This window comes from Aquabacterium soli (assembly GCF_003933735.1).
GTDB classification, from domain to species: Bacteria; Pseudomonadota; Gammaproteobacteria; order Burkholderiales; family Burkholderiaceae_C; genus Aquabacterium; species Aquabacterium soli.
On record NZ_RSED01000014.1, the window covers coordinates 87989 to 109118 of the forward strand.

The 21130-nt window shown below is 66.7% G+C and carries 22 protein-coding genes; 11 read left to right on the forward strand and 11 right to left on the reverse strand.

Annotated features, from left to right (window positions below; genetic code table 11):
• Positions 1–7: 7 nt before the first annotated feature.
• Genes EIP75_RS16955 through EIP75_RS17005 form a run of 11 tightly spaced genes read left to right on the forward strand, consistent with a single transcriptional unit; the run spans position 8 to position 8659 of the window.
• On the forward strand, positions 8–1459 hold the full coding sequence (locus EIP75_RS16955) for a sulfatase-like hydrolase/transferase (protein WP_125244468.1): 1452 nt from the start codon (positions 8–10) through the stop codon (positions 1457–1459).
• Entirely contained in the window at positions 1456–2094 is a 639-nt protein-coding gene (ccmA, locus tag EIP75_RS16960; RefSeq protein ID WP_125244469.1) for a cytochrome c biogenesis heme-transporting ATPase CcmA, read from the forward strand. The genes EIP75_RS16955 and ccmA overlap by 4 nt, the downstream gene beginning before the upstream one ends.
• Positions 2091–2759, forward strand: coding sequence for a heme exporter protein CcmB (gene ccmB, locus EIP75_RS16965; protein WP_125244470.1), 669 nt, complete (start codon positions 2091–2093; stop codon positions 2757–2759). Before ccmA ends, ccmB begins: the two co-directional genes overlap by 4 nt.
• Before the next feature lie 31 nt (positions 2760–2790).
• The gene (ccmC, locus tag EIP75_RS16970) at positions 2791–3594 is read left to right on the forward strand and encodes a heme ABC transporter permease CcmC (RefSeq protein WP_125244471.1); all 804 of its coding nucleotides are present in this window, start codon (positions 2791–2793) and stop codon (positions 3592–3594) included.
• A complete protein-coding gene (ccmD, locus tag EIP75_RS16975) occupies positions 3591–3815 on the forward strand; it encodes a heme exporter protein CcmD (RefSeq protein WP_125244472.1) in 225 nt (74 codons plus the stop codon). The genes ccmC and ccmD overlap by 4 nt, the downstream gene beginning before the upstream one ends.
• Positions 3812–4309 carry a cytochrome c maturation protein CcmE gene (gene ccmE / locus EIP75_RS16980; protein ID WP_125244473.1) on the forward strand — a complete coding sequence of 166 codons (498 nt, stop codon included), beginning with the start codon at positions 3812–3814 and terminating at the stop codon, positions 4307–4309. Before ccmD ends, ccmE begins: the two co-directional genes overlap by 4 nt.
• Entirely contained in the window at positions 4306–6327 is a 2022-nt protein-coding gene (locus EIP75_RS16985; RefSeq protein WP_125244474.1) for a heme lyase CcmF/NrfE family subunit, read from the forward strand. The genes ccmE and EIP75_RS16985 overlap by 4 nt, the downstream gene beginning before the upstream one ends.
• Complete coding sequence (locus EIP75_RS16990; protein ID WP_125244475.1) at positions 6324–6851, forward strand: DsbE family thiol:disulfide interchange protein; 528 nt, start codon at positions 6324–6326, stop codon at positions 6849–6851. The genes EIP75_RS16985 and EIP75_RS16990 overlap by 4 nt, the downstream gene beginning before the upstream one ends.
• A complete protein-coding gene (locus EIP75_RS16995) occupies positions 6844–7293 on the forward strand; it encodes a cytochrome c-type biogenesis protein (RefSeq protein WP_338014937.1) in 450 nt (149 codons plus the stop codon). The genes EIP75_RS16990 and EIP75_RS16995 overlap by 8 nt, the downstream gene beginning before the upstream one ends.
• Positions 7290–8225 (forward strand): c-type cytochrome biogenesis protein CcmI, encoded by a 936-nt coding sequence (gene ccmI / locus EIP75_RS17000; RefSeq protein ID WP_125244476.1) that lies wholly within the window; start codon positions 7290–7292, stop codon positions 8223–8225. Before EIP75_RS16995 ends, ccmI begins: the two co-directional genes overlap by 4 nt.
• Entirely contained in the window at positions 8222–8659 is a 438-nt protein-coding gene (locus EIP75_RS17005; RefSeq protein ID WP_148100974.1) for a DUF6491 family protein, read from the forward strand. Before ccmI ends, EIP75_RS17005 begins: the two co-directional genes overlap by 4 nt.
• A gap of 34 nt (positions 8660–8693) precedes the next feature.
• Here the strand turns inward: EIP75_RS17005 and EIP75_RS17010 are convergent, their stop codons facing one another.
• The 11 genes from EIP75_RS17010 to EIP75_RS17060 form a co-directional block, all read right to left on the reverse strand.
• A complete protein-coding gene (locus EIP75_RS17010) occupies positions 8694–9314 on the reverse strand; it encodes a redoxin domain-containing protein (RefSeq protein ID WP_125244478.1) in 621 nt (206 codons plus the stop codon).
• 38 nt (positions 9315–9352) lie between these two features.
• Positions 9353–11575, reverse strand: a complete 2223-nt coding sequence (locus EIP75_RS17015; RefSeq protein ID WP_125244479.1) for a protein-disulfide reductase DsbD family protein — start codon at positions 11573–11575, stop codon at positions 9353–9355.
• A gap of 159 nt (positions 11576–11734) precedes the next feature.
• Positions 11735–12451 (reverse strand): lectin, encoded by a 717-nt coding sequence (locus EIP75_RS17020; RefSeq protein WP_125244498.1) that lies wholly within the window; start codon positions 12449–12451, stop codon positions 11735–11737.
• 27 nt (positions 12452–12478) lie between these two features.
• A complete protein-coding gene (locus EIP75_RS17025) occupies positions 12479–12961 on the reverse strand; it encodes a c-type cytochrome (RefSeq protein ID WP_125244480.1) in 483 nt (160 codons plus the stop codon).
• 56 nt (positions 12962–13017) lie between these two features.
• Positions 13018–13911 (reverse strand): dienelactone hydrolase family protein, encoded by an 894-nt coding sequence (locus EIP75_RS17030; RefSeq protein ID WP_125244481.1) that lies wholly within the window; start codon positions 13909–13911, stop codon positions 13018–13020.
• A 44-nt stretch (positions 13912–13955) separates the two neighbouring features.
• Positions 13956–15002 (reverse strand): SMP-30/gluconolactonase/LRE family protein, encoded by a 1047-nt coding sequence (locus tag EIP75_RS17035; RefSeq protein ID WP_125244482.1) that lies wholly within the window; start codon positions 15000–15002, stop codon positions 13956–13958.
• A 10-nt stretch (positions 15003–15012) separates the two neighbouring features.
• Positions 15013–15690 (reverse strand): c-type cytochrome, encoded by a 678-nt coding sequence (locus EIP75_RS17040; RefSeq protein WP_125244483.1) that lies wholly within the window; start codon positions 15688–15690, stop codon positions 15013–15015.
• Between the two features lie 108 nt (positions 15691–15798).
• Positions 15799–16398, reverse strand: coding sequence for a peroxiredoxin (locus EIP75_RS17045; RefSeq protein WP_125244484.1), 600 nt, complete (start codon positions 16396–16398; stop codon positions 15799–15801).
• Positions 16399–16422: 24 nt separating this feature from the next.
• Positions 16423–16848 carry a hypothetical protein gene (locus EIP75_RS17050; RefSeq protein ID WP_125244485.1) on the reverse strand — a complete coding sequence of 142 codons (426 nt, stop codon included), beginning with the start codon at positions 16846–16848 and terminating at the stop codon, positions 16423–16425.
• Positions 16849–16982: 134 nt separating this feature from the next.
• On the reverse strand, positions 16983–18428 hold the full coding sequence (locus EIP75_RS17055) for a DUF1501 domain-containing protein (protein WP_125244486.1): 1446 nt from the start codon (positions 18426–18428) through the stop codon (positions 16983–16985).
• Positions 18429–18469: 41 nt separating this feature from the next.
• The gene (locus EIP75_RS17060) at positions 18470–20824 is read right to left on the reverse strand and encodes a DUF1549 and DUF1553 domain-containing protein (RefSeq protein ID WP_199758626.1); all 2355 of its coding nucleotides are present in this window, start codon (positions 20822–20824) and stop codon (positions 18470–18472) included.
• Positions 20825–21130: the final 306 nt, after the last annotated feature.

Below are 21130 nucleotides of genomic sequence, written 5' to 3' on the forward strand. Positions count from 1 at the left end.
CCCACCCATGACCACGCCTGATGCCCGTCGCCGCCGCCTGCTCGGAGGCCTGTCTGCCCTGTCCCTGTCGTCCAGCGGTGTGCTGGGTGGTGGCTCTGTGCTGGCACAACCTGTGCGACGTGCGAAACATCGTCCACCGAACGTCATCTTCATGCTGGCCGATGACCTGGGCTGGGGTGACCTGGGCGTGTACGGCCAGACCGATTTCAGGACGCCTCAGCTTGATCGGCTCGCCCGCCAGGGCATCCGTTTCACGCAGGCCTATGCCAACTCTGCCGTGTGCTCGGCCACACGCTTCGGCTTGATCACGGGCCGCTATCAATACCGCCTGCGCGGTGGGCTGGAAGAGCCCCTGGCCGGTGCCGGCGTTGGTGCTCTGGGCCTGCCGCCGCAACACCCCACATTGCCCTCGCTGTTGAAGGCGGCCGGCTACCGCACGGCGCTGCTGGGCAAGTGGCACCTGGGGGCCTTGCCCACCTTTGGCCCGCTCAAGAGCGGCTACGACCTGTTCTTCGGCAACTACGGCGGTGCCATCGACTACTTCACGCACAAGCCCAATGGCGGCGAGAGCGTGCCCGAGGACCTGTACGAAGGCGAAGTGCCCGTGCACAAGGTGGGTTACTACACCGACCTGCTGGGCGACCGTGCGGTCGACTACATCGGGCAGCAAAGCGCGGCTCAGCCCTTCTTCCTGTCGCTGCACTTCACCGCGCCGCACTGGCCCTGGGAGGGGCCGCAGGACGAGGCCGTCTCGCGAGAGATCAAGAGCCTGTTCCATTACGACGGCGGCTCGCTCGAGACCTACGGTCGCATGGTGGGCTCTCTGGATGCGGCCATTGGCCGCGTGCTCAAGGCCCTGAAAGACAAGGGCCTGGACGACAACACCATCGTGGTCTTCACCAGTGACAACGGCGGCGAACGCTTCTCGCGCAACTGGCCCTTCAGCGGCCAGAAGACGGAACTGCTCGAAGGCGGTGTGCGCGTGCCCTTGATCGTACGCTGGCCCGCGCGCATCCGCGCCGGCCGCGTCAGCGATCAGGTCACCATCAGCATGGATTGGCTGCCCACCTTGCTGGCAGCGGCCGGCGCTCAGCCCGATCCGGCCTACGTGCCCGACGGCGAAAGCATCCTGCCCACGCTGATCGAGCCGGAGACGCCCCCGCGTGAGCGCACGCTGTTCTGGCGCTACAAGGTGCTGGAGCAACGTGCCGTGCGCTCGGGTGACTGGAAGTACCTGCGCATCAACGGCAACGAGTTCCTCTTCGACGTGGCCAAGGATCCGCGTGAACGCGCCAACCTGGCCAGGCGCCATCCCGAGGTGTTCACCCGGCTCAGGCAGCAATGGGAGAGCTGGAACACCGGCATGCTGCCCATCACCGACGATGTCCGCACCTTCGGGGTGGATGCCGAGACCCAGGCCGATCACTATGGCAGCCCCAGTGCCAACACCCGTCGATGAGTTCCTTGATCGCCCAGGATCTGGCCGGCGCGCGTGGGGAGCGTGTGCTCTTCGCCGGGCTGGATTTCCAGCTGGAGGCTGGGGAAGCCCTGTGGGTGCAGGGCCAGAACGGCGCAGGCAAGTCCACGCTGCTGCGCCTGCTGTGCGGCCTGACCGAGCCAGCGCAGGGCCGCATCCTCTGGGACGGCGAGGACATACGCCGCCTGCGGGAAGACTACCGCCGCGAGTTGCTGGTACTCGGACACGCCGCCGGCGTCAAGGACGACCTGCTGGCCTGGGAGAACGTGTTCTACGGGGCACGGCTGGCAGGGCAAGTCTGCACCGCCGCGCAGGCCCGCGAGGCGCTGGCCCGGCTGGGCCTGTCAGGCGTGGCGCACCTGCCGGCACGCGTGCTCTCGCAAGGGCAGCGCAAACGTGTGGCGCTGGCCCGCTTGTGCCTGCCCGCGCGTCCGCCCTTGCTGGTGTTGGACGAGCCCTTCACCGCGCTGGACCAGCCTTCGGTGCAGACGCTCACCCAGTTGCTGGGCGAGCACCTGGGCCAGGGTGGCCTGGTGGTCTACACCACGCACCAGCCTTTGGCCCTGCCCGCGAACACACTGCGACTGATCGACCTGTCCGAAGGGGCCTCGGCATGATGGCGGTGCTGGTGGCCACGGTGCGGCGTGACCTGCTGCTGTCTGTGCGGCGGCGCTCGGATGTGCTGGCCTCGCTCGTCTTCTTCGTGATGGTGACCACGCTGTTCCCTCTGGGGGTGGGGCCTGAGAAGAACTCGCTGCGCGCCATGGCGCCAGGGGTTCTGTGGGTGGCCGCCTTGCTGGCCTCCACCCTGGCCCTGGGCCGCCTGTTCTCCGCCGATCTGGCCGACGGCACCCTGGAGCAGATGGCCCTGTCGTCGGAGCCGCTGGCCTTGATCGTGGCCGGCAAGGTGCTGGCCCATTGGCTGGTGTCCGGCGTGCCCCTGGTGACCCTGTCGCCGTTGCTGGCCTTGCAGTTCGGTCTGGATGCAAACGCCATCGGCGTGCTGGCCTTGAGCCTGCTGTTGGGCACACCCGTGCTGAGCCTGGTGGGGGCCGTGGGTGCGGCGCTCACGCTGGGCACGCGTGGCGGTGGCGTGCTGCTGTCGCTGCTGGTCCTGCCCCTGACCATCCCGGTGCTGATCTTCGGTGCCGGTGCCGTGGGTGCACAGGCCAGTGGTCTGGGTGCCGACGCCCACCTCTTGCTGCTCGGTGGCCTGCTGGCCGCGTCAGTGGCCCTGGCGCCCTGGGCCACGGCTGCCGCCTTGCGCATCTCGCTCGACTGACCTTGCTCGCCTCGATTCTTCTGCAAGCCCCATGAAAGACCTCGCCACATTCCCTGATGCCGCAGCCACGGGCGCGCGCGGCGTCGCCCTGGCGGGCGCCGGCCATTGGTGGTGGCGCCATGCCTCACCCCAGCATGTCTACCCACTGGCCGGGCGCCTGCTGCCCTGGTTTGCCGCATTGGCCGTCGTTCTGACGGTGGCGGGCCTGTACATCGGGTTCTTCGTGGCACCCACGGACCACCAGCAGGGCGATGCCTACCGCATCATCTACCTGCACGTGCCCGCCGCCTGGCTGGCCATGCTGATCTACCTCGCCATGGCCTTCTGGTCGGCGGTGGGCCTGGTGCTGGGCACCCGGCTGTCATTCATGATGGCGCGTGCGCTGGCGCCCACCGGTGCCTTGTTCGCCGTGCTCACCTTGTGGACGGGATCACTGTGGGGGCGGCCCACCTGGGGCACCTGGTGGGTGTGGGATGCCCGGCTGACCTCGGTCGTGATCCTGCTGTTCCTGTACATTGGCTTCATCGCCTTGCAGGCGGCCATCGACGATTCGCGCAAGAGCGACAAGGCTGGGGCTGTGCTGGCCCTGGTCGGCGCGGTCAACGTGCCGATCATCTACTTCTCGGTGCAGTGGTGGAACACCCTGCACCAGGGCTCGAGCATCAACCTCAAGGGCTCCAGCATGGCCACGGTGATGCTCACAGGCATGCTGGTGACCACGCTGGGCCTGTGGGCCTATGCCATCGCAGCGGTGCTGGCGCGGCTGCGTGCCATCGTGCTTGAGCGGGAAAGCCACACCGACTGGGCGGCCCGGTTGCCGGAGGTGCGCTCATGAGCTGGGGCAGCTGGCAGGCCTTCTGGGCCATGGGTGGTTACGGCCTGTATGTGTGGGGTTCGGTCGGCGTGGTGTTCGCGTTGATCGGGCTGGAGGTGCTGGGTCTGGTGGCACGCCGGCGTGGCGCCCTGCGGGCGGTGGCGCAGGCGCGTCAACTCAAGGAGGCAGGCAATGCCAGCCGTGCCCGCGTGGCGGCCCGTGCTTCGCAGGGGGCACCATGAAGTCGCGTCACAAGCGCCTGCTGTTCCTGCTGGTGGGCCTGGCGGTGCTGAGCGTGGGTGCCTGGCTGGTGCTCTCGGCCTTCCAGAAGAACCTGGTGTTCTTCTTCACGCCGTCGCAGATCGTCTCTGGCGAGGCGCCGCGTGACCGCAGCTTTCGCATCGGTGGCATGGTGGAGCGCGGCAGCCTGCGCCGCCAGGCCGATGGCCTGACCGTCAACTTCATCGTGACGGACATGGTCCAGCGCGTGGCGGTGAGCTACCGAGGCATCCTGCCCGATCTGTTCAAGGAGGGCAAAGGCGTGGTGGCCCAAGGTCGCCTGGGCCAGAACGCGCAGCAGCTGGTCTTCCTGGCCGAAGAGGTGCTGGCCAAGCACGACGAGAACTACATGCCGCCCGAGGCCGCCCACGCGCTGGAGCAGGCACGCCAGCAGTCTGCGGGCGCCGCAACGCCGCCGCAAGCCACACCCCCTCTTTCCAAGGACACCAGGCCATGACCCCCGAACTGGGCAACTTCGCCTTGATGCTGGCCTTGGGCCTGGCTGCGGTGCAGGCCCTGCTGCCATTGCTCGGTGCCTGGCGGGGCGATGCCCGCTGGATGGCTGTGGCCCGCCCTGCGGCGGCTGGCCAGTTCGCCTTCGTGGCACTGGCTTTCACCTGCCTGGTGCAGGCCTTCGTGGGCAATGACTTCTCGGTGGCCTATGTGGCCTCCAACTCGAACACGGCCTTGCCGGTGCACTTTCGGGTGGCGGCCACCTGGGGAGGGCATGAAGGATCCCTGTTGCTGTGGGTGCTGATCCTGGCGGGCTGGACGTTTGCCGTGTCTCGCTTCAGCCGCCAATTGCCGGACGACACCGTGGCGCGGGTGCTGGGCGTGCTGGGCCTGGTCAGCATCGGCTTCCTGTCCTTCATGCTGCTCACGTCCAACCCCTTCGATCGCCAGTTGCCTGCGGCGCTTGATGGGCGCGATCTGAACCCGCTGCTGCAGGACTTGGGCATGATCATCCACCCGCCGCTGCTTTACATGGGCTACGTGGGCTTTGGCGTGGCCTTCGCCTTCGCCGTGGCGGCCCTGCTGGGCGGCCGGCTGGATGCGTCCTGGGCACGCTGGTCGCGCCCCTGGACGCTGGTGGCCTGGTCCTTCCTGACGCTGGGCATCTTCATGGGCAGCTTCTGGGCCTATTACGAGCTGGGCTGGGGCGGCTGGTGGTTCTGGGACCCGGTCGAGAACGCGTCCTTCATGCCCTGGCTGGTGGGCACGGCCCTGGTCCACTCGCTGGCCGTCACGGAGAAGCGCGGCAGCTTCAAGAACTGGACGGTGCTGCTGGCCATCCTGGCGTTTTCTCTGTCATTGCTGGGCACCTTCCTGGTCCGCTCAGGCGTGCTGACCTCGGTTCACGCCTTCGCATCGGATCCCGAGCGGGGCCTGTTCATCCTGGTGTTCCTGGCCCTGGTGATTGGCGGCTCGCTCACGCTCTATGCCTGGCGTGCCCCGTCGGTCGGCCTGGGCGGGCGCTTCGCGCTGTTCTCCCGTGAGACCTTGCTGCTGCTCAACAACGTGTTGCTGCTGGTGGCCGCGGCCACCGTGCTGCTGGGCACGCTTTACCCACTGGTGCTCGATGCGCTCAACCTGGGCAAGATCTCGGTGGGCCCGCCGTACTTCGACGCGGTCTTCGGGCCGCTGATGGTGCCGCTGCTGTTGCTGCTGCCGATCGGGCCCTTCGTGGGCTGGAAGCAGGGCGTGGCAGGCAAGGTGCTTGCCCGCGTGCGGGTGGCAGCGATCGGTGTGGCGGTGCTGGCCGTGTTGTTCGCGCTGATCCTGAAGGCCTCGGCGCTGGTGGTGCTCGGCTTGACGCTGGCCGCCTGGATCGTGCTGGGCACAGCCCTGCAACTGTGGGATCGGCTGCGCTTGCTGCCCGCCGGCACGCCCGTGTTCAAGCGCCTGCGCAGCCCGGAGTTGGGCTACTGGGGCATGATCGCAGCGCACGTAGGCATGGGCCTGTTCGTGGTCGGTGTGACCTTGTCGCGCGGCCTGGGCACCGCGCAGGATGTGTCGCTGCGCGTGGGTGCCAGCGCCCAGGCGGGGCCATACCGCGTGACCTTCTCGTCGCTCGACGAGGTGCGTGGCCCGAACTACGTGGGTGCACGCGGCACCTTCGAGCTGCGGCAGGGGGATGAGCGCCTGCCGGATCTGCACCCTGAGAAGCGCATCTACACCGTGCAGCGCATGCCGATGACCGAGGCGGCCATCGACCGGGGTCTGACCCGCGACGTTTACGTGTCGCTCGGCGAGGCCACGCCGGACGGGGCCTGGCTGGTGCGCGTGCAGCACAAGCCCTTCATGTCCTGGGTGTGGGGCGGTGCGGTGGTGATCGCGCTGGGTGGCTTGCTGGCCGCCTCCGACCGGCGTTACCGGCTGCGCAAGCGCCAGGCGGCAGGCGAAGGCGCCGCGGCGAAGCGCAACGACATCGCCGTGTCCCCCGGGCATCACGATCTCTCGACGACACCAACATGACCCGCTTCATCTGGCCCCTGGCCATCTTTGCCGTGCTGCTGGCCTTGCTGGGGGCGGGCCTGCGCCTCAAGCCGCAGGAGATCCCGTCCCCCTTCATCGGCAAGCCGGCGCCGGCTTTTCAGCTGACGCGGCTGGAGTCCGAGCAGGCCACCATCGGCCCGGCCGACCTGCGTGGCCAGGTCTGGGTGCTGAACGTGTGGGCCTCGTGGTGCGCCTCGTGCCATGAAGAGCACCCCGTGCTGCTCGATCTGTCGCGCCAGGCCGGCGTGCCCCTGATCGGGCTGGACTACAAGGACGATCGGACCAAGGGCCGCCTATGGCTGGATCGCCTGGGCAACCCGTACCAGCACGTGGCTTTCGATGCCGATGGCCGTGTGGGCATCGACTACGGTGTCTATGGCGTGCCCGAGACCTTCGTCATCGACAAGCAGGGCGTGATCCGCATGAAGCTCACTGGGCCGCTCACGCGCGAGATCGTGCGGGACAAGCTGTTGCCCTTGATCCAGGAGCTGCGCCGTGCCTGAGAACGCCCGCAGACCCGTCTGGATGCTGGCTGGCTGGCTGGCCTGGGTGCTGACCTGGTCGGCCTGGGGCTTGTTGCAGGCCTCGTGGACCTTGGCCGCGCCGGCCTCGGCGCCTGCTGCCTGGCAGGCGGCCGTCGATGACCGCGCCAAACACCTGGCCGAACAACTGCGTTGCCTGGTGTGTCAGAACCAGACCATTGCCGATTCGCACGCGGACCTGGCGATCGACCTCAAGCAACAGGTGCGCGAGAAGCTGATCCAGGGCTGGAGCGATGAACAGGTCATCGACTACATGGTGCAGCGCTACGGCGATTTCGTACTTTACCGGCCGCCCGTCAAGGCGCAGACCTGGGGGCTGTGGTTCGGTCCCTTCGCCCTGCTGCTGATCGGCCTGGTGGTGCTGTGGCGGCGCTTGCGTGCCCACGAGGACAAGCCCCAATGAACGGTTTCATCTTGTCGGCGGCCGGTCTGCTCGCGCTGGCCCTGCTGTTCGTGTTGCCGCCGTTGCTGAGGCGGCGGGACAGGGCAGGCATCATCGGTGTCGATGCCGCTGCATTGAACCTCGAGGTGCTGCGCGCGCAGCATCGTGAGCTGGATGCCGACCTGCACAGCGGAGCCCTGTCCGAGCAAGCCTATGTGGCTGCGCAGCGGGATCTCTTGAGCCGCAGAACGGACGAGGCTTCAGTCGAGACTGCTGCTTTGCCGGCCGTCGCGCCCCAGCCCTGGACGGCAGCAGTGGTGGCGGTGGCCATCACCGTGATCGCGGCGGTGCTCTACCAGGTGGCCGGTACTCCCGAGGCGCTCGACCCTGCGCGCCGACTGGCGCAGATCCCATCCTCGTCCGCAGCTGCGCCGGAAACCGCAGTGGCAGGGGCTGCACCCGATGGCGGCGGGATGACGGCCGATCAGATCGAAGGCATGGTGCAGCGCCTGGCCACCAAGCTGGCGGCCAAGCCAGACGATCCCGATGGCTGGCGGATGCTGATCAGGTCATACGAGACACTGCGCCGCTTCGATCAGGCGGCGGCGGCTTATGCCAATTTGCTGAAGTACGCGCCCGAAACCCCTGAACTGCTGGCCGACTATGCCGTGGTGCTGGGCATGACGCAGGGCCAGACCCTGACGGGCGAGCCGGAACGGCTCATCCACCGGGCACTGAAGCTCGATCCGGACAACCTGCAGGCGCTGGCCCTGGCGGGCAGTGCGGCTTTCGAGCGGCATGACTACGCCAAGGCGGTGGGACCTTGGCAGCATCTGCTGGCCCTGGTGCCGCAGGATTCAGAGATGGCGCGCACCATTGGGGCGAGCATCGACAAGGCCAGAGCCTTGCAGGATGCCTCGCCTGGGCCTGACGCGAAGAAGGAGTCTCCATGATCGAGCCGTGTCATCTGACAGCGCGGCTGAACCGCGGGGCCCGGCCACTCGTGCCATTGACGCTCTCATACGCTGTGTGTCTGGCCTTGCTGGCAGGTTGTGCCAACAAGCCGTTGGCTGACGGAACCACGGCGCAGATCCCGGTCGATACCGGGGGCGAGGCAACCATTGCCTTTGCGAGCCAGGGCGGCATCCAGAACTGGCAACCTCAAGGCGACTCCGCCGTGTTGCTGCAGGATCGTCAAGGCCAGTGGTACCTGGCCCGGCTTCAGAGCGCAGCCACCGAACTGCCGTACACCGAACAGGTGGGGTTCGACCCTGGCCCTTCTGGTAGCTTCGGCCGCCGGAGCGGTGTGCTCGTCAAGGGCGTGCGCTACCCGGTCACCTCATTGACCCGGACGGATCCACCGGGCAAGGGCCAAGGCCAGCGGTGAATGCACCGCCAGCCCTGGCGTCCTTTTCAATCCATCAGCTGGCGTACTTCACCGAGCAGCCGTAGGGGCGCGTGCTGGCCTGGGCCACCTTCTGGTTGGAGGTGATGGCTGTGAGGGCGTTGGCCACGTACTTGTCTGCCTTGGCAATGTCGGCCTTGTTGGCCGATGCGATGCTGTCGATGCCGCCCTTGTAGGCCAGCTTGCCCTGCGCATCGATGATGAAGATGTGCGGTGTCGTCTGAGCGCCGTACAGCTTGCCCACCGTGCCTTGGGGATCCAGCACCGTGCCTGCCGGTTGGGCGCTGCGGCTGCTGTTGAGCTTGATCGCGGTCGGGCCGTCCACCTGGCCCTGCTCTCCAGCGGCCGACGAGATCACCTGCAGCCAGACCACGCCCTTGGCGGCGGCATCCTTCTGCAAGCCCTGGATGTTGCCACTGTCGTAGTGCTTCTTGACGAAGGGGCAATCGTGGTTGGTCCATTCCAGCACCACCGTCTTGCCCTTGTAGTCGGCCAGATTGATGGTCTTGCCATCGGCGCCCTGGGCCGAGAAGACGGGTGCGGTCTGGCCGATCTCGGCGGCGGCGTGTGCGGTGAGCGAGGCGCAGGCCAGTGCCAGGCTGGCAAGGACGGTGCTGGAGAAGTGTCGACGCAACATGGGTGAGCTCCTGGTTGAGGGTGACCGCATCGATGCGGTCAAGGGGTGAGGGATGAGGTGACGGCCGGCGCACCTTCCTTGACGGCCGACACCACCAGTTCGGGCGTGAGGATCTGCGGCAGCACGACCGGTTTGCTCTGCAGGCCCTGCGGGTAGTACACGTACAGCGGCACACCGCTGCGCCCGAACTTGTCCAGCACCCGGCTGATCTGCGGGTCCTGGCGCGTCCAGTCACCCTTGAGGTAGGTGATGCCCTGGGCCTTGAAGGCCTCGGCTACCGGGGGGCGGCTCAAGGCGACGCGCTCGTTGACCAGGCAGGTGATGCACCAGGCCGCCGTGAAATTCAAAAACACCGGATCGCCCTTGGCACGCAAGGCCTCGAAGCGCTCGGTGGAGTAGGGCTCCCAGCCGCGGTCCGCTGCGGCATTGGCTGAGAGTGTGTGGCTGGCGCCGGCTGTTGCTTCAAATGAACGCACCGCCAGGCCTGTGCCTCCGATGGCCACCAGCAGGGCCACGGCCGCCAGGCCCAGGCCACCCCGGCGCGCAAACACGCTGCTGTGTCGGGAACTGTCGTACACCCAGGCTGCGAAGGCGATGAGCACCATGCCCCCCAGCGCGGCGGCCACCGCGTCGATGCCGGCCTGCAGGGCCAGCACCCACACCAGCCAGGCGGCCGCGCCATACATCGGGAAGGCCAATGCCTGCTTGACGCGCTCCATCCACAAGCCCGGCCGTGGCAGCCAGCGCTGCAGGGCCGGCCAGGAGCTCAGCAGCAGGTAGGGCAGGGCCAGGCCAAGGCCCAGGCTCAGGAACACCGCGAGCAGAGCCGGTGTGGGCTGCGTCAGCGCAAAGCCGATGGCGCCGCCCATGAACGGAGCGGTGCAGGGGGTGGCCACCACGGTGGCCAGCACGCCGGTGAAGAAGCTGCCGGTGTAGCCGGAGCGGTCGGCCAGCGACGAGCCCACCCCGGTGACGGAGGCCCCGATGGTGAACACCCCCGACAGGCTCAGGCCCACGGCGAACATCAGGTAGGCCACGACCAGCACGAACAGGGGCGACTGGAACTGGAAGCCCCAGCCCACCTGGGCACCGCCCGCCTTGACAGCCACCAGCAGCCCGGCCAGCAATGCAAAGCTGGCCAGCACCCCCAGCGTGTAGGCCAGCCCGTGCAGGCGGGCTTGTCGTGGCGTCTGGTCATGGTGGTTCAGCATGGCCAGGGCCTTGATCGACAGCACCGGGAACACGCAGGGCATCAGGTTGAGCACCAGCCCGCCCAGCAAGGCCAGCAGCAGCGCCAGGCCCAGGCCGAGGGGCGCTTCTTCGGGTAAAGCAGGTGCGGTGGCATCGGCCGCCGCCAGCGGGGTGGCCATGGGTGCAGGAGCACCGCCTGGTGGCACGGTGACGCTGACGTCATAGCCGCGGCGCACATCCCCCCCCTGGTCGTCTGTCTGCGTGACCACGAGCACCCCGGCCAGAGCCTGCCCTGGCTGCGGTGGGGTTTCGCCCGCCTGCAACTGCAGGGTGACGCCCTGGGCGTCTGTGGTGCGGGCTTGCTCTGCGTTGTGGGCCACATGGCCCCAGGTCAGTGGGTAGAACCACACGTCCTTGACTTGAGCGCCGCCCAGGGCCGCATCCTCAATCCGCAAGGCGACGCCGTGCGCATGCGCCTGGGCCCCGACCTTCCACGGGCTGGCCACAGGCAATTGGGCACGGGCCTGGTCGATCAGAGGGCTGCCCGGCAAGGACGGCTGCCCGGCAGCGACCACCGGCAGGCTCAGGCTCAGATGCGCTTCCTGCGGAATGCAGGTGTCCTGGCAGACCAGCCAGTTCACCTTGGCCTCGAGTGGGAAGCTGCTGCCCGGGCGTGCGTCCTTGGGCACCGTGACCGCGCTCAGCAGCGTGACCTCGCGCTCGTAGCCGTAGTTGGTCACCGGCCCCAGTTTGAACTTGTGGGGGATGGGCCATTGGATGTCGCCGGCGGAAGCACCCGTGGGCAGCGTCCATTCGATGGTGGTGGCGAGGCCGGAATCCCCGGGATTGGACCAGTAGGTGTGCCAGTGTTCGATGATGCGCTGATTCAGCCCGATGGTGATCTGCTCACCGGGGTGCACCTGGCCCACGGAGGCCACCAGTTTGGCGCGCACGTGGCCGGTGTCGGCCTCGGGCACCGGCGCGGCCCATGACAGCTGCGCGCACCAGGTCATCATCAGACCCAGCAGCGAGGAGGCGGTCAGGCGGGCAAAGGTGTTCACGTGGCGCATTCGATCGGTGCGGCAGTTGGGCCGCTGCAGAGGGCGGAAAGCGAAGGTGCTGGCGAGGCGCCTGGAGGCAACGCGGGGACGCCTGGTCAGGCGTCCCCGTGGAAGATGCAGGGCAGGGCCGTTAAGTTCCGTGAAAGGAATACCGGCCTTCAGACTGCCTCAGTTGGCTGCGAAACAATACAGCAGGCCCGCGCCACCGCTGCTGACCAGCTTGGGCTGGCTGCAACCACGGCTCGGGTGGGTGGAGTTCCACGAGACATTGCTGCCGCCCGTGCGGTCGAAGTGCCCGACCTGGGCTGAGCCGTCCTCGGCACCGCTCGTCCAGTTCTTGCAGGTCTTGTCGGCCGTGTCCGTGAAGGCGCGGCCCTCGGGCGTCGATCCGGTCAGGATGTCGTGCTCGTTGGGCTTGTCGCCCGCGCGCTTGACGGGTTCGTTCTTCTCGGTGAAGGCCGTGGACCAGCTGACGTTGTTGCCCAGGCGTGCCTCGTCCAGCGTGTCTCCGTGCAGGTGCGACAGGTTGCGGGCCACCACGGCGCCGCGTGTGTTCACCCACGGGCCCTGGCCAATGCGGTCACGGGCGTTCACGGCAGGCTGGCCGTTGGCCGCCTGCGTGCTCAGGTAGGCACGCCAGGTCTTGAAGGGCGAGCCTGCCGATTCGGCCAGCTTCTGGCAATGCGCATCGGCACCGGCCAGGCCACCCAGGTCAGCGCCTTTGCCCAGGCCTGTGCTGGTCACGAAGAAGCTGAAGGGTGGCTTGGGCGCCTCGGCTGTGGCGGCAGGTGCGGCGGCCTGTTGGGCCAGCACAGCCAGGGGAGCAGCGGCCAGCAGGGCACACAGGGCCAGGCTGGAGGCGCTGCGGCGGGCGGTCTTCGTCATCATGTTGTCTCCTCCGGGCATACCGGCTCAGTCCTTGGCCTTGAAATCGTCGTGGCAGGCCTTGCAGGTGCGGCTGAGCTTGGCGTACTGCTCCTTGACTGCACCCACATCGCCACCGGCGGCCACCTTGCTCAGCTCGGTTGCTTCCTTGTTGAAGTTGCCGCCCAGTTCAGCAAACTTCTTCAGATCCTTGAACAACTCGGGCTTGGCGGTGGTGTCGTGCCAGCCCTTGCCGGCTTCCGTGCCAGGGGCGAACAGCGCGCCGAGGCCCGAACCCGCGATGGCGGCGATGGTGTTGGCGGCGCGCACCACCTCATCCTTGTTGTAGGTGCCGTCCAGGTTGGCCTTGATGCGGCCGGAGTTGAACGCCACCAGTTGGAAGGCCGATTGGCGGCTCTTGATCAGCACCTCGGGCTTGGGTGCTTGCTGGGCGACGGCACCGCCAGCGGCAACGGCCAGCACGGCCAGGGCCAGCGTCGAGGCCAGGAAGGAAGGGGGACGCAGTTTCATCGTGTTTCCTGTGGTTGAAGAAAGGGGACGGCAAGGACGGAATCGGTGCGCCCCGCTCAGGTGCGCAGGTGCTTGTTGAAGAACTCCACCGTGCGAGACCAGGCCAGCTTGGCCGATGCCTCGTCGTAGCGCGGTGTGGTGTCGTTGTTGAAGCCGTGCTGGGCTTTCGGGTAGATGTAGGCCTGGTAGGAGACGCCTGCCTTCTTCAGTGCGGCTTCGTACTTGGGCCAGCCCGCGTTGATGCGCTCGTCGTTCTCGGCGTAGTGCAGCAGCAGCGGGGCCTTGATGCGTGCGGCTTCTTCCTCGCTGGGTTGGCCGCCATAGAAGGGCACCGAGGCGTTCAGGTCGGGCAGCTGGGTGGCCAGGTAGTTGGAGATGCCGCCGCCATAGCAGAAGCCCACCACGCCCAGCTTGCCGTTGCCCTCAGGCAGTGCCTTGAGGTAGCCGGCAGAGGCGATGAAGTCGGCACGCGTCTTGACCTGGTCCAGCTTGGGGAACAGCTCACGGGCCTTGTCTTCATCGCCTGGGTAGCCGCCCAGCGGGAACAGGGCGTCGGGTGCGAAGGCGATGAAGTTGTCCAGCGCCAGGCGGCGGGCGATGTCCTCGATGTGCGGGTTCAGGCCGCGGTTCTCATGCACCACCAGCACGGTGGGGAGCTTGCCGCTGGCCTTGGCGGGCGACACCAGGTAGCCGCGCACCTTGCCATAGCCGTTTGGCGATGCGATCTCGACGTACTGGGCCTTGATGCGCGGATCGCCGGCCTGCACCTGCTGCGCATTCGCGAAATTGGGCGCCAGTTGCGAGAGCAGCAACTCGGCGCCCACGGCCCCGGCCGAGTACTTGGCCGCGGAGTTCAGGAAGCCGCGGCGGCCCAGCTGGCCGTGCACATACTGGTCGAAGAGCTTGAGCACTTCGGGGTGGAAATCATCGGCGGTCAGTCGTGTCGTCATGGCGTGCAACCTTGCTGAATGGATGTTTGAAGAGGTGGTATGCCTTACTTGGCACGGCCACCATAGCCGGAGGCGATCGTGGCGATCTTGTAGGCCGCGCCACGCCCCACCGCGTAGAGGGTTCTTTTGCCGGGGCCGGCGAAGGCGATGTTCTGGGGCGCCTTGGGCAGGGCGATGATGCCCAGCGGCTGGCCTTCCGGTGAGAAGACCTGGATGCCGACGGTCGAGGCCACGTACAGGCGGCCACGGGCGTCGACGGCCAGGCCGTCGGCACCACTGCTGGTAGTGCCCGTCTCGGTGGTGCGCCAGCCCTCGAGCTTGGCAAAGTTGCGCTTGGGCCCCACGGTGCCGTCATCGGCCAGGTCGTAGGCCAGCACGTACTCGCCGGCAGTGTTGGCCACGTAGAGCACCTTCTCGTCAGGGCTCAACTGAATGCCGTTGGGGCGTTCGATGTCGTTGGCCAGACGCTTGACGCTGCCGTCGTTGCCGATGCGGTAGACGGCAGGCTTGTTGGGCGCGGGCTGGTCGGCCTTGGCCACAGGCGCTGGTGTGGCCGAAGCGCCCGCCTGGGGCGGGCGTGGAGCCTGGGCACCAGAATCCGTGAAGTACACATGGCCCAGCTGGCTCACCACCAGGTCGTTGGGGCGGCCGAACGGCGCACCTTCGTAGCGCTCGACGAGGGTCTTGGCGCGCTCGGGCGGATAGATGATGCCCACGCGGGGCTGCTGCACCTGCACGGCGTACAGCTCGCCATGGGCGCCGAAGCCCAGGCCGTTGGCACCGTTGGTGTCACTCAAGAGAGTGGAGATGGTGCCATCGGGCGCGATGCGCGTGATGCGCGCAGCTTGCGTCTCTGTGAAGGCGAAGCTGCCGTCGGGCAGGGCGACGGGCCCTTCGGTGCCGCTGAAGCCTTCCTTGATCAGTTCGATGCGGGTGCCTGCGGCCACCACACCAGGGATACCGGCGGTGATGGTGGAGGGCAACGGGCTGGCTGCGGCCTGTACCTGTGCGAAGGCTGAGCCTGGCAGCCAGGCCAGGGCGCAGGCGGCCAGCAGGATGTTGAGCGGCCGATGGTGTCGTTGTTGAGTCATGGCGTCTCTTTCAGGGCAGGTTGGCGAAGTATTGGGAAAGCTCGGTGATTTCGGTCTCCGTCAGGGCCTTGGCGATGCGAACCATCGACCCATCGGGGCTGTCGACACGCCAGCCCTGGCGCCATTCGCCGAACTGGTTGATCAGGTATTGGTATTCCTGCCCGGCCAGCGATGGCACGACGAATCCCGGCAAGGACTGGCCCAGTGATTCGGCCCCGTGACAGCTGACGCAGGCGGGGATGCCGCGTGCCGGATCACCCTGGGTGACCAGGCGCACGGCCGCGGGTGTGCCAGGTGCGCCATTGCCTTTCACACGGGGCTGGCTGGCGAAGAAGGCGGCGATGTCGCGCAGGTCGTCGTCGGCCACGGCGCGGGCACCGATGGCCATGGCGTCGTTTTTTCGGGCACCGCTGCGGAAGTGTTCGACCTGCCGCACGATGTAGGCCGGGTGCTGGCCCGCCAAGCGTGCAAAGCGCGCTTCATGGGTGCCCTGGCCGTGGGTGCCATGGCACTCCACGCACCGCTCGGCATCGGCCTTGTCCTGGCCCGCCACGGCATCGCCTTTGAATGCGGCAGGCGCCTGGGCGGTGGCTGCGGGGGGCGGGGTCTTGGCCTTGCCCTTGGCGGCCTGAGACCAAGCCGGGCTGGTGCTCAGCGCACCCATCATCATGAATGCCCCCAAGACCATGAGCCCCGGCTTGCGCGTGGGGCTTGCACCGCGATTCGGCGGGCGGAGGGCAGGGTGATCATCGGCGCTTGAAAACGCAAACTGCTTCAAAGGCAAAGGCGTGCCTCGTCAGCGTTTGGCAGAGGCCAGCTTCTGGACCACGTCCAGGGCCTTGTCCACATTGGCCGCGGGGGCCAAGTCACCCACGGTGGCAGCGATGCGGCCGTCGGGGGTCACGATGAAGGTGGTGCGTTCGGCGAACGCGTGGTCGATGTCGGCGCCGCGCGTGTCCTTGCGGCCAGCCACGGCTTCACGGACCTTCAGGTCGAAGGCCTTGGCGATCTTGCCGTCGGCATCGGAAGCCACGGCGATCTTGCCGGCGCAGTACTGCGGGTCGGCCGAGAAATCATTCAGGCGAGCGATGTTGTCCAGCGACACGCCCACGATGGTCGCGCCCGCAGCGGCGAACTTGTCGTGGTTCACGGCGAAGGTGTGCGCCTGGATGTTGCAGCCACCCGTGAAGGCCGAGGGGTAGAAGTACACCACCACCGGGCCCTTGCGCAGGTTGTCCTTCAACGAGAAGGTGAACTCCTTGCCGGCAAGCGAGGCCTGGGTCTTGAACTCGGGGGCCTTGTCGCCTTCCTTCAGGGCGGCGGCAACGGGCAGGGCGGCTGCGAAAACAGCCGAGAAAGCGGCCGAGAAGAGGCTGGCGCGGATGATCTTGTTCATGGTTCGGTTTCTCTCCGAGGGATCTCAGGACTTCTTGTAGAAGGTGTGGCAGGCGCGGCAGGTTCGCGACAGGTTGGTGGCCGCATCCGTGGCGGCATCGAAGTTGCCCGACTCCACGTTCTTGATGATGGAGCCCGAGAGTTCGCGGCTCTTCTTCGACAGGTCGACCGCATCAGGGGCTTCGCCCTTCTCGACGAAGAACACCTCCACCTTGTGGAACAGGGTTTCCAGTTCCTTGGCGTCGGCCGTGCTGGCCTTGGCATCCTTGAGCGCGATGTTGGAGCTCAGGCTCTTGTTGAGGTCTTCGATGGCGAGCATCAGGTCGGGATCGAGTTCGGCCTGGGCCGATCTCACGGTGCCGGTGGCCACGGCCATGGCGGCCAGCAGAATGGCTGCAGTGCCCCTGGCGCCCAGAACGGCCCAGGCGCGTGAACGCTTGATCTTGTGCATGTCGTCGTCAGTCAGGCGGTGCCAGAGGCCCGCCTTGTCGGTGTCATCATCAATGGACTGCGCAGGTGCGGGAAGCCCGGCAGGCGTGCACCTGCCGGGCGATCCGGAACCCGGGAAGGCCCGGGTCCTGTTCGTCAGGCCAGGAGATCCTTGACCACCTTGCCGTACACCACCGTCGGGCGCTCGGAGCGGCCGTTGTTCAGGAAGGTGGTCTTCAGGTGGTCCAGGCCCATCAGGTGCAGCACGGTGGCCTGCAGGTCGTAGGTGTCCACGGCCTTGTCCTTGTCGGCGGTCTGCAGGCCGACCTCATCGGTTTCGCCGTAGGTGAAGCCAGCCTTGACGCCACCACCGGCCAGCCACTGGGTGTAGCCCCAGGGGTTGTGGTCACGGCCGTTGCCGCTCTGGCCGTAGGATGTGCGGCCGAACTCGGACGTCCACACCACCAGGGTGGTGTCCAGCAGACCGCGCGATTTCAGGTCGGCCAGCAGGCCGGCGATGGGCTTGTCCACCTGACGCGCCTTGGCGGCGTGGTTGACGGCCAGGTCATCGTGGGCGTCCCAGCTGGCGCGGTCGCCTTCCTTGACCGGGATGTCGCCCGTCACCACCTGGATGAAGCGCACACCGCGCTCGACCAGACGACGGGCACGCAGCAGGGTCTCGCCGTAGCGGCCGCTGATTTCGTCGCCAATGCCGTACAGGGCCTTGGTGGCGTCGGTTTCCTTGCTCAGGTCCACGGCGGCAGGTGCGGCCACCTGCATGCGGTCGGCCAGGTCGTAGGACTTGAGGCGGGCACGCAGTTCGGTGTCGCTGGGGTACTTGGAGGCGCCGATGTTGTTCAGGCGCTTGAGCAGGTCCAGCGAAGCGCGTTGCTGTTCCGCGGCGCGCACGTCCGGGCGGTCCAGGTACAGGATGGGCGAGTTGCCCGGGCGGAAGGCCACGCCCTGGTAGATGGCGGGCAGGAAGCCGGAGTTCCAGTTCTGCGAACCGGCGGTGGGCTCGCGCTCGCCGTCGTACAGCACCACGTAGGGCGGCAGGTCGGGGTTGGCCGTGCCCAGGGCATAGACCACCCAGGCGCCCAGTGAGGGGCGGCCCGGGCTCAGGTCACCGGTGTTGAGCTTGAGGATCGAGATGTCGTGGGTGGCGCCCACGGTCACGCTCGACTTGATGAAGGCCATCTTGTCGGCGTGCTCGCCCAGGTTGGGCAGCAGGTTCGAGAACCAGGCGCCGCTTTCACCGTATTGCTTCCAGGTGCGGTCCTTGGCCACGAACAACTTGCCCACGCCACCCTGGGTGCTGGTCTTGATGCCCTTGATGAAGGACTCGGGGATGTCCTGGCCGGCGAGCTTCTCGAGCGTTGGCTTGTAGTCGTACAGGTCCAGCGTGCTGGGAGCGCCGTTCTGGTGCAGCCAGATCACCGACTTCACCTTGGGGGTGAAGTGCGGTTGCTTGGGGGCCAGCGGGTCGATCAGCTCGGAGGCCATCGCCGACTGGAAGCCGCCCAGGCCCAGGCCACCCAGGGCGGTACCACCGGCGAACAGACTGGACTTGGCGAGGAAATCGCGGCGAGATTGGTGACTCATGGTCGTTGTTCCTTGTTGAATGTGTGTGTGTTCGTCGATGATCAGAAGCGGTAGGCGAAGTCGTTGGAGTTCGCCACGGTGTGCACCAGGTCCACGAAGGCTGCAGCGCGCACCGGGTCCAGCGCGATCGTCTGCTTGAGGCCTGTGGGCACGGCCACCGAATAGGTGCCTGTCTTGGTGGCTTCGGCCACCTTCTCGGCCACGATCTTTTCCTGTTGTGCCAGGAAAGCCTTGAGGGCCACCTTCTCGTCCTTGGTCGGCTTGCGGGCGAAGAGCACCTCATACAGACGGTCGAACTGGGCCGATGGATCCTTGCCGGCTTCATTGATCACGCGGCCGGCGAGGGCTTGCGACCAGCCGAAGACGATGTCGCTGTTGAACAGCGTCAGCGCTTGCAGAGGCGTGGTGGTCACATCGCGCTTCTGGTGAGGCTGCACGGTGTTGGCCGGGTCGAAGCTGACGGTCAGCGGGTAGGGCACCGAACGACGCACGAAGGTGTAGATGCTGCGGCGGTGAGCGTCTTCTGCCTTGGCGGGCTTTTGCCACAGGTTGCCTGCACCCAGGTTGTTGGGCACGGGCGGGAACACGGCGGGGCCACCGACCTTGTCCACCAGTTGGCCGGAGGCGTACAGCAGCGAATCACGGATTTCTTCAGCCTCCAGGCGCTTGCGCGGGAAGTAGGCCAGCAGCTTGTTGTCCGGATCGGCCTTGACCACCTCGGTGCGCTCGCTCGAGGCCTGGCGGTAGGCGCTGGACAGCATGATCTCGCGCTGCAGCTTCTTGACGCTCCAGCCTTCCTTCACGAAGCGGTCGGACAGGTAGTCGAGCAGCTCGGGATGGGTCGGCTTCTGGCCGGCGCGACCGAAGTCGGCCACGGTGCTGACGATGCCCTTTTCAAACAGCTGGGCCCACACGCGGTTCACGTAGACGCGGGCGGTCAGCGGGTTGTTCGGGCTGGTCAGCCAGTTGGCCAACGCCGTGCGGCGGCCCGATGACGTGGCGGTGGCCTCGATCTTCGGCGTGTCTCCGGTGGGGTTCCACAGCTTGGGCAGGCCAGGCTGTACTTCCTCGGTCGGGCGCTCATGGATGCCACCAAAGCGCAGGAAGGTGGGAGGGGCCTCTTTGCCGAGCTCGATGGCTGTGGTGATGTTCGTCGAGCTGATCTCTTGCGGGCGCAGCTTGTCGAACTGCTTGAGTTCGGCCTGGAGCTTCTCGTATTCCTTCCACTTCTCCACATTGGCGGCATCGTACTCAGGGCTGGCGGCGTCTTCGGCCGACAGCTTGAGGTACGCGACCTTGGAGGCGCGGTCCGGGGCCACGGTCTTGTGGCGCCAGTTCACCCACTTGTCCAGTGCGTTCCACTCTTCCTTGGGCTTGAAGAGCGAGTCTCGGCTGTCCGTCAGGTAGCGTTCCTTCTGGTACTTGATGGCCTTCTCGTCCAGGCCGGCCAGCAGTGCATCCTGCTTGTCGCGGATGTGCTTGGTGGCGGCGCGGTAGGCGGCCTGGGTCTTCTCCCAGGATTCATCGCCGGCTTCCTTGGTCTTGAGCTTGTAGCTCTCGTCGAAGGCGGTGTTGGCGAAGAAGGCCTGCAGCTGGAAGTACTCCTTCTGGCTGACGCGGTCGGCCTTGTGGTTGTGGCAACGCGCGCAACCGATCGTGGCGCCCAGCAGGGTCTCACCCACCAGGTCGGTCATGTCGGTCTCGATCTGGTACTTGCGTTGCACCAGGTCGCGCGAGTTGGCGTTGTCGGGGTAGCCGCCCAGGTAGCCTGTGGCAATGCGGGCTTCCTGGCTTTCGGGCCACAGCTCATCACCGGCCACCTGCTCCTTGATGAAGCGGTCGAACGGCTTGTCGCTGTTGAAGGCGTTGATCACGTAGTCGCGATAGCGCCAGTTGTTCGGGCGGTTGTTGTCGTTCTGGAAGCCGGAGCTGTCGGCATAGCGGGCCAGGTCCAGCCAGCGGCGTGCCTGGCGCTCGCCGAAGTGGTGGGACGACAGCAGGCGGTCGACCAGCTTCTCGTAGGCGTTGGGCGACTTGTCGTTGACGAAGGCCTGGGTTTCTTCCGGCGTGGGCAGGATGCCCCAGGCATCGAGCGTGACGCGGCGAACGTAGGTGGCGCGGTCGGCATCGCCCGAGGGCTTGATGCCGGCGGTTTCCAGCTTGGCCAGCACGAAGGCGTCGATGGGCGAACGCACCCAGGCCTTCTGCTTGACGGCGGGCACCTCAGGGGCCTTGATCACCTGGTAGGGCGACCAGGCCTTGGCGGGGGCTGCAGCTTTGGCATCTGCGGTGGCTGCTGGCTTGGCGGTGGCCGCCGGGGCCTTGTCGGTGGCCGCGAAGGCGGAGGCCGCCGTCAGGCTCACGAGGATGGCGAGATATCGCGCGTTGTTCTTCATGGACGGACCCTCAGGACGTGGAACGATGTTTTCATCGGGCGTGGTTGGTTGGGCAAAAGACAAATGAAAGGTCATATTCGAACCAGCCTCAATCAGCAACTATCGCGCCAGACGCCTTATTTATTTACTTATGTTTGCGCATATGCGTATGCGCTGGTTGAGTGTTTGAAAGAACGCATGTTTGAGGTCGTTTGTGCTGGATATTCAACATATTCGAGGTGCATTTGTTGCGGCGTCAGCAGTCGATGGCTCACGGGCTTCGGTGTGCACTTGTCCCATCTGGGCAAGCCGCCAGAGGGGTCTTCC